This window comes from Armatimonadota bacterium (genome assembly GCA_031081585.1).
GTDB lineage: Bacteria > Sysuimicrobiota > Sysuimicrobiia > Sysuimicrobiales > Humicultoraceae > Geohabitans > Geohabitans tengchongensis.
Window position 1 is genome coordinate 1 of record JAVHLY010000024.1, and the last position, 16842, is coordinate 16842.

Annotated in this window: 15 protein-coding genes; 10 read left to right on the forward strand and 5 right to left on the reverse strand. The window is 72.0% G+C overall.

Going from position 1 to position 16842, the window contains the following annotated elements:
• The coding region (locus RB146_10110) for an MFS transporter (GenBank protein ID MDQ7829327.1) at positions 1 to 743 on the forward strand (743 nt) is incomplete at its 5' end.
• A gap of 78 nt (positions 744 to 821) precedes the next feature.
• On the opposite strand, the gene RB146_10115 is transcribed toward RB146_10110, so the two are convergent.
• The gene (locus RB146_10115; protein ID MDQ7829328.1) at positions 822 to 1721 is read right to left on the reverse strand and encodes an SPFH domain-containing protein; all 900 of its coding nucleotides are present in this window, start codon (positions 1719 to 1721) and stop codon (positions 822 to 824) included.
• 115 nt (positions 1722 to 1836) lie between these two features.
• On the opposite strand from RB146_10115, the gene RB146_10120 reads away from it, so the two are divergent.
• The 8 genes from RB146_10120 to RB146_10155 all read left to right on the forward strand — a co-directional run bounded on the left by RB146_10120 (position 1837) and on the right by RB146_10155 (position 11823).
• Complete coding sequence (locus tag RB146_10120) at positions 1837 to 2811, forward strand: ROK family protein (GenBank protein MDQ7829329.1); 975 nt, start codon at positions 1837 to 1839, stop codon at positions 2809 to 2811.
• A 154-nt stretch (positions 2812 to 2965) separates the two neighbouring features.
• Positions 2966 to 3733 (forward strand): hypothetical protein, encoded by a 768-nt coding sequence (locus RB146_10125; GenBank protein MDQ7829330.1) that lies wholly within the window; start codon positions 2966 to 2968, stop codon positions 3731 to 3733.
• A 114-nt stretch (positions 3734 to 3847) separates the two neighbouring features.
• On the forward strand, positions 3848 to 4987 hold the full coding sequence (locus tag RB146_10130; GenBank protein ID MDQ7829331.1) for a Xaa-Pro peptidase family protein: 1140 nt from the start codon (positions 3848 to 3850) through the stop codon (positions 4985 to 4987).
• A 25-nt stretch (positions 4988 to 5012) separates the two neighbouring features.
• Complete coding sequence (locus RB146_10135) at positions 5013 to 5906, forward strand: ABC transporter permease (GenBank protein ID MDQ7829332.1); 894 nt, start codon at positions 5013 to 5015, stop codon at positions 5904 to 5906.
• A gap of 31 nt (positions 5907 to 5937) precedes the next feature.
• Positions 5938 to 7566 (forward strand): ABC transporter substrate-binding protein, encoded by a 1629-nt coding sequence (locus RB146_10140; protein ID MDQ7829333.1) that lies wholly within the window; start codon positions 5938 to 5940, stop codon positions 7564 to 7566.
• 30 nt (positions 7567 to 7596) lie between these two features.
• Positions 7597 to 8523, forward strand: coding sequence for an ABC transporter permease (locus tag RB146_10145; GenBank protein MDQ7829334.1), 927 nt, complete (start codon positions 7597 to 7599; stop codon positions 8521 to 8523).
• Positions 8523 to 9842 (forward strand): hypothetical protein, encoded by a 1320-nt coding sequence (locus tag RB146_10150; protein MDQ7829335.1) that lies wholly within the window; start codon positions 8523 to 8525, stop codon positions 9840 to 9842. Before RB146_10145 ends, RB146_10150 begins: the two co-directional genes overlap by 1 nt.
• Before the next feature lie 46 nt (positions 9843 to 9888).
• The gene (locus tag RB146_10155; protein ID MDQ7829336.1) at positions 9889 to 11823 is read left to right on the forward strand and encodes a S9 family peptidase; all 1935 of its coding nucleotides are present in this window, start codon (positions 9889 to 9891) and stop codon (positions 11821 to 11823) included.
• On the opposite strand, the gene accC is transcribed toward RB146_10155, so the two are convergent.
• The 4 genes from accC to accD are packed head-to-tail and all read right to left on the reverse strand — an operon-like array spanning position 11820 to position 15482.
• Positions 11820 to 13172, reverse strand: coding sequence for an acetyl-CoA carboxylase biotin carboxylase subunit (accC, locus tag RB146_10160; protein ID MDQ7829337.1), 1353 nt, complete (start codon positions 13170 to 13172; stop codon positions 11820 to 11822). The two genes, RB146_10155 and accC, sit on opposite strands and share 4 nt — an antisense overlap.
• 3 nt (positions 13173 to 13175) lie before the next feature.
• Positions 13176 to 13757, reverse strand: a complete 582-nt coding sequence (gene accB / locus RB146_10165) for an acetyl-CoA carboxylase biotin carboxyl carrier protein (protein ID MDQ7829338.1) — start codon at positions 13755 to 13757, stop codon at positions 13176 to 13178.
• The gene (locus RB146_10170; protein ID MDQ7829339.1) at positions 13750 to 14634 is read right to left on the reverse strand and encodes an acetyl-CoA carboxylase carboxyltransferase subunit alpha; all 885 of its coding nucleotides are present in this window, start codon (positions 14632 to 14634) and stop codon (positions 13750 to 13752) included. Before RB146_10170 ends, accB begins: the two co-directional genes overlap by 8 nt.
• Positions 14631 to 15482 carry an acetyl-CoA carboxylase, carboxyltransferase subunit beta gene (gene accD / locus RB146_10175; GenBank protein MDQ7829340.1) on the reverse strand — a complete coding sequence of 284 codons (852 nt, stop codon included), beginning with the start codon at positions 15480 to 15482 and terminating at the stop codon, positions 14631 to 14633. The genes RB146_10170 and accD overlap by 4 nt, the downstream gene beginning before the upstream one ends.
• A gap of 99 nt (positions 15483 to 15581) precedes the next feature.
• Here accD and RB146_10180 point away from each other — a divergent pair, with 99 nt between their 5' ends.
• Positions 15582 to 16820: a trypsin-like peptidase domain-containing protein gene (locus RB146_10180; protein MDQ7829341.1), complete on the forward strand. Its 1239-nt coding sequence runs from the start codon at positions 15582 to 15584 to the stop codon at positions 16818 to 16820.
• Positions 16821 to 16842: the final 22 nt, after the last annotated feature.

Here is a 16842-nt window from a genome sequence, read left to right on the forward strand (position 1 = left end):
CGCCCTTCGCCCTCGTCCTCGACGCCCTCTCCTACCTCGTGTCCGGAGGGCTCCTGGCGCGCATCCGTCGGCCTGAGGACCCTCCGGATCCGGCGAACCGGCGCCCGGTGCTGACGGAGATCCGCGAGGGGCTGGCGGTGGTGGTCGGCCACCGCTTGCTGCGGGCCATCGCGGCCACCACCGGGACCTCGAACTTCTTCTCCTCGGCGGTGGGAGCGCTCTTCATCCTCTACGCCACGGGTGTGCTGGGGCTCTCTCCCGCCACGCTCGGCCTGATCTTCGGTGTGGGGAATACCGGCGGCCTCGTGGGGGCGACGCTGGCGGGACGGCTGGCGCGGCGCTTCGGCGTCGGCCCGACGATCGTGGGGAGCGCCGCGCTGTTCGGCGCGTACTTCCTGCCGCTCCTGGTGGCGACCCCGGCCACCGCCGCGCCGTTGCTGGTGGCGGGAGGCTTCGTGGGCAGCGCCGGCGGCCTGATCTACAACGTCAACCAGGTCTCGCTGCGCCAGGCCATCGTCCCGCAGCGCCTGCAGGGACGGCTGAACGCCACGATGCGCTTCCTGGTCTGGGGGACCATTCCGCTCGGCAGCCTGGTCGGGGGCGCGCTCGGCGAGGGGTTGGGGCTGCGCGCCGCGGTGCTCGTGGGAGTGCTGGGCTCGCTGACGCCTTTCCTCTGGGTCCTCGGCTCACCGGTGCGCACCCTCCGGCAGGTCCCCGAACCCGACGCGGGCGCGGAGGGCTGAGCGCAGCCCCGCGTCGCCGCCTGCCGACGGGGGCTCCGCCGTCAGGTCAGGCCGACCGTCGGCCGCGTCGCCGGGCCGCTACGACGACCGCTCCTCGCCGGGCGGGCGCCCGAAGGCCTGCCCCGCCATGTCCCCGAGCGGCCCCAGCAGCCGGGAGAATTCCAGGGGGAAGATGAACTTCGTGGCCGGGCTGGCGCCGAGCGCCTTGAGGGCCTCCAGGTACTGCAGGGCCATCGTCTTGCTGTCGACGTTCTGGGCCACGGCGAAGATCTTGTCCAGCGCCAGCGCAAACCCCTCGGCGCGCAGGATGGCCGCCTGGCGGTCGCCCTCCGCCTTGAGGATCGCCGCCTGCTTCTCCCCTTCCGCTACCTTGATGGCCGCCTCGCGCTTGCCGTCCGCCTCCGTGACCAGCGCGCGCCGGCTGCGCTCCGCCGACATCTGCCGGGTCATCGCCTCCTGGACCTCGCGCGGCGGCAGGATCTCGCGGATCTCCACCGTGGTGACCTTCACGCCCCAGCGCTCGGTGACCTCGTCCAGCTTGGCCCGCAGCACCTGGTTGATCTGCTCGCGCCGGGCCAGCACGTCGTCGAGCATGATGTCGCCGATGACGGCGCGCAGGGTGGTGGTGGCGATCCCCCGCGCCGCCCCCGCAAAGTCCTGCACCTGGATCACCGACATCTCGGGGTTCAGCACCTTGAAGTAGATCAGGAAGTCGATGTTGATGGGGGCGTTGTCCTTGGTGATGGTCGTCTGGCTGGGGATCTCCAGGAAGAACTCGCGCAGGTCCACCCAGACGGCGCGGTCCACCAGGGGGATGAGGAAGACGATGCCCGGGCCCTTGCTGCCGATGGAGCGGCCCAGGCGGAAGACCACCAGGCGCTGGTACTCGCGGACGATCTTGATGGCGTTGTACAGGATCAGGAAGCCGACGAGGACGACGGCGATGAGCAGGATGGCGCTCGTCCCCACGAACGGCATGGCCCACCTCCCGGGAACTCTGCCGGTACAATTGCACAGGACGCCGCGAGCCTCCTGTCGGCGCGTCCGCGACGGGCGTCCGGCAGGGTGGGGCGCGACAGGGTGAGGAGCGGCCATGGCAGCCCGGGCGGCGCTGGCGGTGGACATCGGGGGCACCCGGACCCGGGTCGGGGTGGTCGGTGGCGACGGGCGCGTCCTGGCCCACCGCACACTCCCCACCCCCACCGGCGGACCGGACGCGGTGGTGGCCGCGGTGGCCGGGGCGGCCGCCCACGTCCTGGCGGAGGCGGCCGTCACCCGGGAGGCGCTGGTGGGTGTCGCCGCCGGGGCGCCCGGCCCCCTCGACCCGCGCAGCGGGGTCGTCTTCGAGCCGCCCAACCTGGTGGGGTGGCGCGACGTGCCGCTGCGGGCGCTGCTCGAGGAGCGCCTGGGCCTGCCCGCGGCCGTGGAGAACGACGCCAACGCCGCGGCCCTGGGAGAGGCCTGGGTGGGGGCGGGCCGGGGTGTGACGGACCTGGTCTACATCACCGTGAGCACCGGGGTGGGCGGCGGACTGATCCTGGGCGGGGAGCTCTACAGCGGGGTGAGCGGGACGGCCGGCGAGGTCGGGCACATGACCGTGGCCCTCGATGGTCCCCCGTGCTTCTGCGGGCAGCCGGGTCACCTGGAGGGGCTGGCCTCGGGACGGGCAATCGCCCGCGCGGCACGGGAAGCCCTGGCCCGGGGCGAGGCCACCTCGCTACGAGAGCTCCCTCCCGAGGAGCTCTCCGCCCGCACGGTGGCCGAGGCCGCCCGCGCCGGCGACCCCGTGGCCCGGGCGATCTACGAGCGGGCCGGGACCGCGCTCGGTGCCGCCGTGGCCTCGCTGGTGAACCTGCTCAACCCGCCGCTCATCATCCTGGGGGGCGGGGTGATGCAGGCCGGGGACCTGATCATGGCCCCGCTCTGGCGGGCCGCTCGGGAGCGGGCGTTCGCCCGGCCGCTGGAGGCGGTGCGCCTGGTGCCGGCAGCGCTGGGCGAGGAGGCCGGGCTGGTGGGTGCGGCGGCCGTCGCCTTCCGACGGTTGCCGCCACCCTTGCCGGGAGGGTAGTCGGCACCGTCCCTGCTTCACCCCACAGCGTTGCGAGGAACCTGTCCCTGGCGGACGCCTCCCGGGCCTCCCCTCGCCAGATGACGTACACCCGTCGGTACAGGGGGGGCAGGTCCGCCACCTCGATGCGCGCCAGCTGACCGGTCCGGAGCTCGTGGCAGGCCATGCTCTCCCCGAGAAACGTCAGCCCGACGCCCTGGAGGACCATGCGTTTGGCCGCCTCGGCGGGGTCCACCTGGACCGCGGGCGAGAACTCCTCGCCCAGCCGCGCCCGCAACGCCTCCTGGAGATGCTCGAACCCTTCGCCCCACCGCGCCAGGAGCACGAGTTCGCAACGCAGTGCGGCCAGCGGGATCCGCTGACCAGCCAGGTGGTGTGTCGGCGGGCCGACCAGGATGACCGGATCCTCCAGGATCAACCGGCTGGAGAGGTTCTGGTGGTCCGGTCGAGCGACCACGAACCCTACATGAACGGATCCGTCGAGCACCATCCGGGCGACATCGCGGGAATGGCCGGTGCGCATCGTCACGCGCACCTCAGGGTGGCGTGCGTGGAACCGGTCGAGGAGGGCCGGGAGCATGTCGAGGCTGACCGAGACCACCGTGCCCACGGCCAGGGTCTCAGTCGTCGGCCGTCCCCGCACCGCGGCGAGACCGCGCTCAATGGCAGCCAGGCCCCGCTCGACGTGTGTGATCAGTTCTCGACCGGCGGGTGTCAGTTCCACTCCTCGTCCGCCGCGTCGGAACAGGCGATGCCCGACCTCCCGTTCCAGGGCCTTGATCTGGGCCGACACGGCCGGCTGGGAGAGGAACAGGGCGGCGGCCGCTCGCGTCATGCTCCCCTCCTGCGCCACCCGGCGAAACGTCCAGAGGCGCTGCAGGTTGAACGGCCCACCGGCGGTAACGGCCATCAGGTAAAGTGATACCGGCTATCAGGAGATAGTATTAGTCATTATACGACGCGGCCCAGTAGACTCCTGGTCGTATGCTCAAGGCGCCGCACCGCGGCGCACGGTCAGCCGACGGGGAGCGGGAGAGTGGAGATCCGGCCACGCCTTCAGGCAGTCCGGCAGGCCATGGCAGGCGAGCCCGTCGACGCCCTGTACTTGCGCCCCGGGGCGAATCTCGCCTACCTCACTGGCGTCCGGCGGCAGCAGCCCCACGCCACCGACACCAACGCCTACGCCGACTGGATCGAGGGCGCCTACGTCGGACTCGAACGCCTCGTGCTGGTGGTGCCGCGCATGGGTTCCGAGTTCTTCCTGCACCAGGCCCGGGGCAAACCCTGGATTTCCGACGTCCGGGTCGTCCTCGAGGGGGAGGATCCCGCCTCCGTCATGGGGGATGTCCTCCACCGGGTCGCTCCCGGGGCGCGGCGCGTCGCCGTCGACGACCGGGCCTGGGTGCCGACGGTCGAGGCCCTGCGCGCCGCTGGCCTTCAGCTGGTGCCGGCGAGTCGGCTCATCGCCCCCCTCCGGATGATCAAGACGGCCGACGAGCTGGAGGTGATGCGGCGGGCGGCGGCGGTGGCCGATGCCGTGTACATGGCGATCCTGAAGGTCCTCCGCGAAGGCGTGCGCGAGCTCGACGTGGCCCACGAGATCGACTACCAGTTCGCCCAGCACGGCGCCGACTACCCGGCCTTCGTCACCGGCGTGCGGTTCACCCGGCCCAACAGTGACCGCCTCCCCACGACCCGGCACGGCCAGCGCCGCCTCGCCCCCGGGGACGCCATCACGTTCGACTTCGGCTGCGTGTACGAGGAGTACTGCTCGGACTTCGGCCGGACGGCCTTCCTGGGGAGTCCGCCCCAGGAGGTCGCCGCCATGTTCGACGCGGTCCTGGAGGCCCAGCGCGCGGCGATGGCCGCCATGCGGGCCGGGGACATCACGGCCGAGGATGCCGACCGCACCGCGCGGGACGTGCTCCGCGAAGCCGGGTACGGCGACTACTTCACGCACCGGCTGGGCCACGGCATCGGCGTGACCGTGCACGAGCCGCCCTACCTGGAGACCGGGGACCGCACGGTGCTGCGGGAGGCTATGACGTTCACGGTGGAGCCGTCGAGCCGCGTGCCCAACGGCTACGCCTGCCGGGTGGAAGACGTTGTGGTGGTCACACCCGACAGCGCCGTGCCCCTGACGCAGGCGCCGCGCGCCCTGGCGGTGATCGAGTGAACGAGCGCCTGGACGAGGCCGTCGTATGAGCACCCGAGTGACCGCGTTGCCCCAGCTGCCGGCAGCCGAACGGTCTCGCACCTATGGCTCCATCGTTCGGGCACAGCTGGCCCGCAACCGCGGGGCGATGGCCGGGCTGACGCTGCTGGCCGTTGCCGGGGGTGTGGCGCTGGGGGCTCCATGGCTCGCCCCCTACGACCCGACGTTCCAGGACCTCCTCCAGCCCCTCCAGCCGCCCTCCCGGGAGCATCCCTTCGGGACCGATGAGGTGGGACGGGACGTCCTCAGCCGGGTGATCTACGGTTCCCGCCTCTCGCTCAGCGTCGGTCTCATCTCCGTCGGTATTGGCGGGACGGCGGGGGTGACCCTCGGCCTGGTCAGCGGCTTCTACGGGGGATGGCTGGACGACGTCATCCTCCGGATCATGGACCTCATGCTGGCGTTTCCGGGCATCCTGCTCGCGCTGGCCATCGTGGCCGTGCTGGGGCCCGGGCTGTACAACGTCATGCTGGCGGTAGGCATTGCCGCGACGCCGTCCTTCACCCGCGTGACACGGGGCCAGACCCTGGCGATCCGCGCCATGGACTATGTGACGGGCGCCCGGGCGATCGGCTGCACGCCCGGCCGGATCATCTGGCGGTACATACTGCCCAACGTCCTGCCGTCCGTCATCGTCCTGGCCACCCTGGGCCTGGCCTCCGCGATCCTGGCCGCGTCGGGCCTGTCCTTTCTCGGGCTGGGCGCTCAGCCCCCGACGCCGGAGTGGGGCGCGATGCTGTCGTTCGGGCGGGCCTACCTGCGCCAGGCCTGGTGGATCACCACCTTTCCCGGACTGGCCATCATGGTCACGGTGCTCGGGATGAACCTGCTCGGGGACGGGTTGCGGGACGCGCTCGACCCAAAGGTGCCGCGGAGCTGAACGCCGGAGCGGACGGAGGAGGTGGAAGGTGATGGCAGATCACAGGCGCCTGGGGCGCCGGTGGGCGCTGGCCGGGGTGGTGGCGGTCCTCCTGGTGGGGGGGCTGCGGGTGGCGGGCCGGGCCCAGGATGCCCGCGGGACCCTGATCCACGCGCAGGCCACCGTCTGTGCCGACACCCTGAACCAGCACCTGTCCAACAACACGCCCTGCCGCATGGTGGCTCGCCACGTGCTGGACAACCTCGTCGCGGTGAACCCCGCCGACGGGACGATCCATCCCTGGCTGGCGGAGTCGTGGGAGATCACCGCCGGCGGGCGGATCTACACCTTCCGCCTTCGCCGCGGGGTCCGGTTCCACGACGGGACGCCGTTCAACGCGGAGGCGGTCCGGTTCAACTTCGAGTGGACCATGTCGCCCGACCGACCGCGGCGCGGGTTCCGCTACCTGGCCATGGGCGGGCCCCGGTACATTCGCACCGAGGTGGTGGATGAGTTCACGGTGCGCGTCATCTTCCGGGAGCCCCACGGGGGGTTCCTCACGTACCTCAGCGACGGGGGGTTGGGGATTGACTCCCCGGCGGCCCTGCGCCGGCTGGGCGACGACTACGGGGCACGGGAGCTGGTCGGCACCGGGCCGTTCCGGCTCGTGAGCTGGGCGCGCGGGGGTGACGCCGTGCTGGAGCGGAACCCGGACTACCGCTGGGGGGCGCGGGTGTTCGGCCACACCGGCCCGGCATTCGTGGAACGGGTCATCTACCGCCAGGTCCCCGAGGCCGGTACCCGGGCGGCGGCCGTGGAGACCGGCCAGGCGACCAGCGCGCAGGTCACCCCGCCGGACATCGCCGTGCTGCGGGGCAAACCGGGCGTGCGCATCGTGCTGGTGCCGAAGGCGGGGACGGCGCGCATGCTGCTGCTGAACACCCGACGGGGCCCGACTGCGGACCTGCGGGTGCGACGGGCCATCAACCACGCGATCAACCGACCCCTGCTCATGCGGCTGCCCACGTGGGGAGGCACCGGGCGTCCGGGGCTCGGGCCGCTCCCCATCAACATGGTCCCCCAGGCCTTCCGGAACCTGTACCGGAGCCAGCTCCAGCCGGTGGACTATGAGTACAATCTTGACCGCGCCAAGCAGCTGCTCGAGGAGGCCGGGTGGCGGCCCGGCCCCGACGGGATCCGGGTGCGGGGGACGGAGCGTCTGGTGCTGGAACACGTCATCCCCGAAGGCGTCACGGTGCGCGAGTCGGAGCCGCTGCAGGCGATGCTGCGCCAGGCCGGGATCGAGCTGCGCTTCCGCATCGGCGACTTCAACTTCTGGATCGGCAGCGTCAGCAAGGGGGACTTCGACGCCACCATCATCAGCGACTCCGGCTACGAGAGCGCCGGCATCCTGGCGTCGTTCTTCCGGAGCGGTTCCGTCTACAACTGGTACGGCTTCACCTCCCCCGAGCTCGACCGCCTGCTCGACACGGCCCTGGCCTCGGCCGATCCCGAGACCCGGTGGCGCAACCTCATCGGGGCCATGCGCATCATCCTGGTGAATGCCGTCGGCGTGATGGGGTGGGAGGAGGACTACGTCTTCGGCGTGCGGACCACCGTGGAGAACTTGACGTTCAACGAGGTGGCATTTCCGTACTTCTACCCCACGCGGCTGCGGTAGGCGCCGGCTGCCCCCGCGCCTGAGGCGCGCATGGCCACGTACGTCCTCCGGCGTGCGCTGACGGCCGTCCCGGTCCTGCTGGGGGTCACCCTGTTCACCTTCTCGATGCTGCACTTCGTCCCGGGGGACCCCGTGCTGGCGATGTTCGTGGAGAGCGGCGGGGCGACGGCGGAGCAGGTGGAGGCGGTTCGGGAGCGGTTGGGCCTCAAGGAGCCCCTGCCGGTGCAGTATGGCCGGTTTCTCCTCCGCCTGCTGCGAGGCGACCTCGGCCGGTCGATCTGGGGCAACCACCCGGTGACCGATCTCATCCTGGAACGGTTCCCGCTGACCCTCCAGCTCGCCGTCGCGGCGATGGGGTGCGCCATCCTGCTCGGAACGACCCTGGGGGTCCTGGCCGCCCTCCACCGCGGCCGGCTGCTGGACAACCTCACGATGGTCGTGGCGCTGCTGGGGGTGTCGATGCCGTCCTTCTGGCTGGGCTTCCTGCTCATCTACGTCTTCGCCATCTGGTTGGGCGTGCTGCCCGTCACGAGCCTGCCCGGCCTTGCGGGCCTGGTCCTCCCGGCGGGGACGCTGGGGTTTGGCGCGGCCGCGATCATTGCCCGCATGGTCCGCAGCAGCCTGGTGGAGGTGTTCCAGGAGGATTACGTGCGCACCGCCCGGGCGAAGGGGTTGAGGCCGTGGAGCGTGATTACGCACCACGCGCTGCGGAATGCCCTCATCCCCGTGGTGACCATCGTCGGGCTCCAGTTCGGCGGGCTCCTGGCCGGGACGGTGATCGTCGAGTCGGTGTTCGCTCGCCGGGGCCTGGGGCTGCTGCTGCTCCAGGGCATCCAGAGCCGGGACTTCCCCGTCGTCCAGGGCGGGGTGCTCTTCATCGCCACGGTCTACGTCGTGGTCAACCTGGCCGTCGACCTGCTCTACGGCTACCTCGACCCACGCATCCGCTACGACTGATGGCAGACGCGGCACCCTCGTGGCCGACGGCGCGCCTGGTGGCGTACTGGCTCCCCCTGGCGCTGTCCTGGCTCATGATGGCTGTCGCGCAGCCGGTGGTGGCGGCCGGCATCAGCCGGCTGGGCCACCCGGACGTGCACCTGGCGGCTTTCGGCGTCACCCTCGACCTGGCTGTCCTGATCGAGAGCCCGATCATCATGCTCTTCTCGGCCTCGGTGGCCCTGACGCGGACGCAGGCCGCCTACCGCCTCTTGCGCCGGTTCATGCTCATCTGGGCCGGCGCGCTCACGGCGCTGTTCACTGTCGTGGCGTTCACCCGGCTGTCCGACGTCGTCCTCGCCGGCCTCATCGGGGTCCCGCCCGCGGTGCTGGCGGAGGCCAAGCCGGCCCTGCGGTGGTTGCTCCCCTGGGTGCCGGCAATCGCCTGGCGCCGGTTCTACCAGGGCCCGCTGCTGCTGGCCAACGCGCCCCGTCTGATCGGCTACGGCACGCTGAGCCGGCTGGCCGCCCTCACCGGGACCGTCCTCCTGGGCGTGGCGGCGAGGCTGCCCGGGGCGACGATGGGTGCCATCGCCCTGTCGGCGAGCGTAGTGGTCGAGGCGGTGATCATCACCCTGTGGGCTCTGCCCCGGGTGCGTCAGCTGCCCCCGGGGCCCTCCGGTGGGCTGACCAGTGCAGCGATCGTGCGCTTTTGCCTGCCGCTGGCGGCCACCGACCTCATGCGCGTGATCGCCCGCCCCATGGTCACCGCGGGGATCGCCCGTGCCGCGCTGCCGGGTGTCTCCCTGGCGGCCTGGCCCGTGGCCAACGGGTTCATGCACCTCGTCGCGGCGGGCGTGATGGCGTTTCAGGAGATGGTGGTCGCCGTCCAGGAGCGCGCCGGAGGCCCCGCGGTGGTCACCCGCTTCGTGCTGTGGACCGGGCTCGGGTGTACCGCCGTCCTGGCGCTGGTGGCCTTCACCCCCCTGGTGGACCTCTACGTGGGCCGGATCATCAGCCTGTCCCCTCCGCTGCGCGACGCCACCGTAGCGGGTCTGCGCACGATGGTGGCGCTGCCGTGGCTGCTCGGGCTGCGCAACCTCTACCGGGGTGCCCTGATCGCCGCCCATCGCACCGGTCGGGTCCAGCAGGCCATGGCCGCCCACCTGGTCGTCCTGGGGATCGTGCTCACCCTGGGAGCGCTGGCAGGGGGGCCGGGCATCCTGGTGGCGGCATGGGCGATGGTCCTCGCCCAGGGGGTGGAGGTACTCCTCCTGCTGGGCTTCGTGCGTGGGACGGTGGGGGCTCCGGTAGGCCTGCCGGAGGCGGCCGGGCGGTGACGGCGGCTCCGAGCCTGCCCGGGCCGGAGGAGGGGAGGAGGTTGCGATGCATCAGAGGACTGGTGTTCCCCGCGTGACGGATGTCCTGCCGACGTTGAGCCTCGATCAGCTCCTGGCCATCCGCCCGGCCGCGTTGCCCGAACCTCCGCAGTGGGCGCCGGACGGGTCGGCCATCCTCTTCGTCTCGGCGATGGCGGGCGAACCCGAACTGTGGAGCGTCTCACCGTCCGGCGGCGCCCCGGTACGGTTGACAACCGGGATGGGCGAGATCCCGTTCCTGGGTGCGCGGATGCCGCAGTGGTCGCCGACGGGCGAGTACGTCGCCTACATCTCGGCCAAGAGCGGCACGCCGGAAATCTGGCTCTGGAGTCTCCGCGGGCCGGATCAGCGATTGACGCGCCTGGGCGGCGCCATCGAGGCGTTCCGGTGGGCCCCCGACGGCCGCAGCCTCGTGCTCTCGGGGAACCGGTACGGCCAGTACGACATCTACCGGGTGGCCGTCCCCTCGGGCGAGGCCGTCCGACTCACCTCCGATCCCCGGTACGAGGTGTACCCGGCCTTCCTGCCCGACGGCCAGCACATCGTGTTCGTCCGCCTCAACGAGGCCTGGACCGACCACGACGTCATCCTCATCGACCTCGACGGCGGCAACGCGCGGGTGGTGGTGCGCGACACCGACATGTTCGACTACCACTACGGTCGGACGTTCGGCACGCCGCTGCCCTCGCCGGACGGGAGGCACCTGCTGATCCGGTCGCAGCGGTCAGGCTGGTTCAACTTCTACATCGTCCCGATCGACGGCGGCGACCTGCGGGCGGTGGCGCCGGCGGCGGCGGACCAGGGGGAGGCCGCCTGGTCGCCGGATGGGCGGTTCGTCGCCTACGTCGAGAACCACGACGGGACGCTCCAGCTGCGGGTCGCGCCGGTCTCCGGCGGCGAGCCGCGGGTGCTCGTGGACCCCGAGGACGGGGTCTGTGCCTTCCCGCAGTGGTCCCCCGACGGGCGCCAGATCTGCTACCTGTTCCAGACGACCACCGCGCCTCAGGACCTCTGGGTGGTCGACGTGGAAACCGGCCGGACGCGCGCCCTGACGGCGTCCCTGCCCCCGTGGGCCGCTTCCGCCCTGGTGCGCCCGGAGAAGGTTCACTACGCCGCCGACGACGGCCTGACGATTACGGCGTATCTGTACCGGGGCCGCGGCCTGATGCCGGGGGAGCGCAGCCCGGGCCTGCTCTGGCTCCACGGCGGGCCCACGTCCCAGTTCCTGGACACCTTCCAGCCGTCGGTCCAGTTCTTTGCCATGCACGGGTACACGGTGCTCCTCCCCAACGTCCGGGGCAGCTCCGGGTACGGGCGCGCCTTCGAAGACCTGAACAACAGAGACTGGGGCGGCGGCGATCTCCGTGATGCCATTGCCGGCAAGCGCTTCCTGGCCACGCTGCCGGAGGTGGATCCCCACCACACGGGGATCACCGGAACCAGCTACGGCGGCTGCCTGACGATGTCGGCGGTCTGCTTCGCGCCGGAGGAGTTCCAGGCGGCCGTGGTCTGTTCCGGCTATGCCAACTGGGTCCGCCATTATCACGACCTCGAGCTGCGCCACGTCAAGCTGCTGGAGTACGAGTTTGGCGGCCCGCTGGAAGGCAACGAGGAGGTCTACTACCGCTGCTCGCCGATCTACCAGGTGGCGCGGGCCACGACCCCGTGCTTCGTCCTCCATGGCGAGGGCAAGTGGCCGTGGAGCGACGCGGGCCTGGAGTTCGCCCGGGCGCTGGAACGCGCGTACAAGACGTTCCAGTACAAGGTCTACCCGAATGAGACCTACTACGTGCTCTCTCCGGCCAACGTGCGGCACATGCTGCTGGACATGCTCGAGTGGTTCGACCTGTACTTGCGGGATCGGGCACCGGCCCATCCGCCGTCCGGGGGATCGCGCGGCCCTGGCTGGACCGGGCCAGCCAGGCGCGCCACCCGCGGCTAGAGCTGCGTCAGGTCGATGCGGCGCTGGACGAAGTTGGTGTAGACCTCGCCCCGGCGAAACCAGGCGTTGTCCAGCACCCGCAGGTGGAAGGGGATGGTGGTGGGCACCCCGCGGATCTCGAACTCCGCCAGCGCCCGGCGCATCCGGCTGATTGCCTCCTCGCGCGTCTGCCCCCAGGCGATGAGCTTGGCGATGAGCGAGTCGTAGTAGGGCGGGACGGCGTAGCCGGGGTAGACGTGGGTGTCGAGGCGGATGCCCGGCCCGCCCGGCGGCAGGAAGGCGGTGATCACCCCGGGGCTGGGCCGGAAGTCGTGGCGCGGGTCCTCGGCGTTGATGCGGCACTCGATGGCGTGCCCGCGCAGCTCGACGTCCTTCTGCGAGACGCTCAGCCGCTCCCCGGCGGCGATGCGGATCTGCTCCTTCACCAGGTCGATCCCGGTGACCATCTCCGTGACCGGGTGCTCCACCTGGATGCGCGTGTTCATCTCCATGAAGTAGAAGTGGCCGTCCCGATCCACCAGGAACTCCACGGTGCCGGTGTTGGTGTAGTGGATGGCCTGGGCGGCGCGCACCGCCGCCCGCCCCAGCGCGTGGAGCACCCGCTCCGGCAGGCGCGGCGGCGGGGATTCCTCCAGCAGCTTCTGGTGGCGGCGCTGGATGGAGCAGTCGCGGGCGCCCAGGTGGACGACGGTGCCGTAGCGGTCAGCCAGCACCTGGACCTCGATGTGGCGCGGCTCCTCGACGTACTTCTCCACGTAGAGGGCCCCGTCGCCGAAGGCGGCTTCCGCCTCGCGCCGGGCCAGCGCCACGGCGCTGCGCAGGTCCTCCGCCGTGTGCACCACCCGCATCCCCCGCCCGCCCCCGCCCGCCGCCGCCTTGAGCATGAGCGGCAGCCCCACCTGGCGCAGCAGCTCCTGGACCTGCCGCTCGTCCCGCAGGGGTCCGTCGCTGCCGGGGATCACCGGGAGGCCGGCGCGCTGCATCGTCTGGCGCGCTTCGGCCTTGTTGCCCATTTTGCGGATCGCCTCGGGGGAGGGGCCGATGAAGGTGATCTTCACGTCCTGGCAGATCTCAGCGAAGTGGGCGTTCTCGGCCAGGAAGCCGTAGCCGGGGTGGATGGCGTCCACGCCCAGCAGCTCGGCGGTGGCCATGATGTTGGGGATGTTCAGGTAGGACTCGCTGGCCGGCGGCGGGCCGATGCAGAAGGCCTCGTCGGCCAGCTTCACGTGCAGGCTGTGGCGGTCCGCCTCCGAGTAGACCGCCACCGTGCGGATGCCCAGCTCGTGGCAGGCACGGATCACCCGCACGGCGATCTCGCCCCGGTTGGCCACCAGGACCTTCTGGAACACGGTTCAGCCGGAGGCGGGTTCGATGAGGATGAGCGGCTGGCCGTACTCCACCGGGCTGCCGTTCTCCACCAGGATGCGGGCCACCCGGCCGGCCACCTCGCTCTGGATTTCGTTAAAGAGCTTCATCGCCTCGATGATGCAGACCGTCTGGCCCGGCTGCACCACGTCGCCCTCGTTCACGAAGGGCGGGGCGTCCGGTGCCGGCGCGCGGTAGAAGGTGCCGACCATGGGCGCGGTGATGGGGCGCAGGTGGTCGGTCTCGGCCAGGCGGTCCTCGCCCTCGCCCGCAGGACCCGCCGGTGCGAACGGCTCCTCCAGCCCCTCACCGAAGGCGGCGTACGGGGCCGGGACCTCCTCCGGGGCCGCCGCGGACCGGGCCGCCGCGGACCTGACCGCCGCGGGCCCGGCCGCCCCCCTGGCCGCCGCGGGCCCGGCCGCCGCTCCCGGCCGCCGGGCCGCGACACCCCGCCGGATGCGCACGCGCACGCCGCCCGCCTCCACGACCAGCTCGCGCAGGTCGGCTTCCTCGGCCAGGCGGATGAGCGCCCGCACCACCTCGAGGTCGGGACCGGGCGTCTCAGCCATCGCCCTCGACCAGCACCTGCCCCATGCGGCGGTACTTCTCGTAGCGGCGGGCCAGCAAGGCCGCCGGGTCGATGCCGCGCAGCGCGCGCAGGTGGCGCGCCACGGCCGCGCGTACCGACGCGATGGCAGCATCGGGATCGAGGTGCGCGCCGCCGGGGGGTTCGGGGACGATCTCGTCGATCACCCCCAGGCGGAGCAGGTCGGGGGCGGTGAGGTGCAGCGCCTCCGCCGCCTCCCGGGCGCGGGCGGCGTCGCGCCAGAGGATGGCCGCGCACCCTTCGGGCGGGATGACGGTGTAGGTCGCGTACTCCAGCATGAGCACCACGTCGCCCACGGCGATGGCCAGCGCCCCGCCGCTGCCGCCTTCCCCGGTGATCACCACCACGATGGGGACGCGCAGGCGGGTCATCGTCTGGATGGCCCGGGCGATCGCCTCGGCCTGGCCGCGCATCTCCGCCTCGTCGCCGGGGAAGGCGGCCGGGGTGTCGACGACGCTCAGCAGGGGGAGGCCGAACTTCTCCGCGAGCCGCATCACCCGGATGGCCTTGCGGTACCCCTCCGGGTTGGGCATCCCGAAGTTGAACGCCAGGTTCTCGCGGGTGTCGCGGCCCTTGCGCGGGGCCACCACGGCCACCGGCTGCCCGTCGAACCAGCCGAACCCCGCCAGCATGGCCGGGTCGTCGCGGTACGCGCGGTCGCCGTGCACCTCCACCAGGTCGGTGAGGAGGGCGCGCACGACGTCGGGGGCCTTGGGACGCTGGGCGTGGCGTGCCAGCTGCACGACCTCCCAGGCGGAGGGGCGCACGACCGCCGGGGCGCCCGGCGGGTGCGCCGCGTCCCCGGGCGCGGGGCTGGTGGCGTCGAGCGGCAGGGTCATACCGGGACCGGGACGGGACGCGAGGCGCCGAAGGTGCGCAGCAGCAGGCCCAGCCGCCCGCGCAGCTCGGCGCGCGGGACGATCATGTCGATCATCCCGTGCTCCAGGCAGAACTCGGCGGTCTGGAAGGTCTCGGGCAGCTTGCGGCGGATGGTCTGCTCGATGACGCGGCGGCCGGCGAAGCCGATGAGCGCTCCGGGCTCGGCCAGGATGACGTCGCCCTGAAAGGCAAAGGAGGCGGCCACGCCGCCGGTGGTGGGGTCGCACAGCACGGAGAGGTAGGGGAGCCCGGCCTCGTGCAGCCGGGCGATGGCCGCGCTCGTCTTGGCCAGCTGCATCAGCGAGAGCGCCCCCTCCTGCATGCGGGCCCCGCCCGAGGCGCAGAAGGCGACGAGGGGCAGCCGCTCGGCCAGGGCGCGCTCGGCGGCGCGGGCCACCTTCTCGCCCACCGCCGACCCCATGGAGCCGCCCATGAAGAAGAAGTCCAGGGCCACGACCACGGTGCGCTGCCCGTCGACCGCCCCCACCCCCGCCACGGCCGCTTCGGCCAGCCCCGTCCGCCGCCGGGCCTCCGCCAGCTTCGCCGCGTAGTCGGGGAACTGGAGCGGATCCCTGGAGGTCAGCTCCGCGTCGAACTCGGTGAAGCTCCCGGCATCGAGGGTGAGGGCGATGCGCTCCCGCGCGCCCAGCCGGTGGTGATAGCCGCAGCGCGGACACACCTGCAGGTGGCGGTCGAGCTCCTTCTGGTAGACCAGCTGGCGGCAGCGCGCGCACTTCGCCCACAGGCCGGCGGGCATGTCCCTGCGCTGGAGGGAAGCGTACTTTGGCCGACGCAGCCAGGGAGCCATAGCGCGTGGCGATTATACCATCGCCGACCGCGCGGGTGTGGCTGGCGACGCCCTGGGGTGGGGATAGAGGGATATAATGGGGGAACGGAGGTCGAGCGCATGAGCCTCACCACGCGTCCCCGGCGCCCTGCGCCGGGCTTCACGTTCATCGTCCTGGTGCTGCTCGTGGCCGTCGCCGCCGGAGCAGCGCTCGGCGCCACGTACCTGCCGCGCTACTTCCCTGGGCTGGTGGAGGCGCGCGGGCGCGCCTCCGCGCCCGGGCAGGCCGCACCCGGCGGTACCGCACCTGGCGGCTCTGCACCTGGCGGTGTCGCACCTGGCGGCGTCGCGCCCGGTGGCAGCGCACCCGGCGTGGCACCGCCTGTCCCGCCGATGGCCGCTCCGGCGCCCGCGCCGCCCGGCGGCGCCAACATGGAGGCCACCATCGTGCGCGTGGTGGAGATGGTGCGGCCGGCCGTGGTGAACATCAACACCCGCGCCCAGGTCCCCACCTTCTTCGGGGTCTACCCGCAGGAAGGGGCAGGCTCCGGGGTGATCGTGCGGTCCGACGGGCTCATCCTCACCAACCACCACGTCATCCAGGGGGCCCAGGAGATCACCGTCACGCTGGTGAGCGGGCAGGAGCTGCGCGGTCGCGTCGTGGGTGCCGACCCCTTCACCGACCTGGCCGTGATCAAGGTGGACGGCCAGCGTCAGCTCCCCGTGGTCCAGATGGGCACCAGCCGCACGATCAAGGTGGGGCAGCTGGCCATCGCCATCGGCAACCCCTTCGGGCTGGGCAGTAGCGTGACGGTGGGGGTGGTCAGCGCCCTCAACCGGTCGATCCAGATCAGCCCGAACTTCGTCGTGGAGAGCCTGATCCAGACAGACGCGGCCATCAACCCCGGCAACAGCGGCGGGGCGCTCGTGGACAGCAGCGGGCGGCTCATCGGCATCAACACCGCCATCGTCCGCGAGGCCCAGGGGATCGGCTTCGCCATCCCGGTGGACATCGCCCAGGCGATCATGCGCCAGTTGATCACCCAGGGACGGGTGGTCCGTCCGGCCCTGGGCATCATCCTGGGCGGGGAGATCGACCCGCAGATCGCCCGGGCCTACAACCTCCCGGTGGACTACGGGGTGCTCGTGGCGGACGTCCCGCCGGGCGGCCCGGCCGCCGCCGCCGGCATCCGGCCCGGCGACATCATCGTGGCCATCAACGGCCGGCGCATCGAGAACATCAACGAGCTGCGCCGCACCCTCTTCGACTACAAGCCGGGCGACCGCGTGCGCGTGGAGGTCGTGCGGGATGGCCGCCGCCTGACGGTGACGGTCACCCTCACCGAACTGCGCACCTGATCCCCGCCGTCGGCCCGACGCG

Excerpts from the sequence above, each read along its gene's own strand:
- RB146_10145 (MDQ7829334.1), top strand. The coding sequence starts at position 7,597 with ATGGCCACGTACGTCCTCCGGCGTGCGCTGACGGCCGTCCCGGTCCTG.
- accB (MDQ7829338.1), bottom strand. The coding sequence starts at position 13,757 with ATGGCTGAGACGCCCGGTCCCGACCTCGAGGTGGTGCGGGCGCTCATC.
- RB146_10155 (MDQ7829336.1), top strand. The coding sequence starts at position 9,889 with ATGCATCAGAGGACTGGTGTTCCCCGCGTGACGGATGTCCTGCCGACG.
- accD (MDQ7829340.1), bottom strand. The coding sequence starts at position 15,482 with ATGGCTCCCTGGCTGCGTCGGCCAAAGTACGCTTCCCTCCAGCGCAGG.
- RB146_10180 (MDQ7829341.1), top strand. The coding sequence starts at position 15,582 with ATGAGCCTCACCACGCGTCCCCGGCGCCCTGCGCCGGGCTTCACGTTC.
- RB146_10115 (MDQ7829328.1), bottom strand. The coding sequence starts at position 1,721 with ATGCCGTTCGTGGGGACGAGCGCCATCCTGCTCATCGCCGTCGTCCTC.
- RB146_10120 (MDQ7829329.1), top strand. The coding sequence starts at position 1,837 with ATGGCAGCCCGGGCGGCGCTGGCGGTGGACATCGGGGGCACCCGGACC.
- RB146_10140 (MDQ7829333.1), top strand. The coding sequence starts at position 5,938 with ATGGCAGATCACAGGCGCCTGGGGCGCCGGTGGGCGCTGGCCGGGGTG.
- RB146_10135 (MDQ7829332.1), top strand. The coding sequence starts at position 5,013 with ATGAGCACCCGAGTGACCGCGTTGCCCCAGCTGCCGGCAGCCGAACGG.
- RB146_10150 (MDQ7829335.1), top strand. The coding sequence starts at position 8,523 with ATGGCAGACGCGGCACCCTCGTGGCCGACGGCGCGCCTGGTGGCGTAC.
- RB146_10170 (MDQ7829339.1), bottom strand. The coding sequence starts at position 14,634 with ATGACCCTGCCGCTCGACGCCACCAGCCCCGCGCCCGGGGACGCGGCG.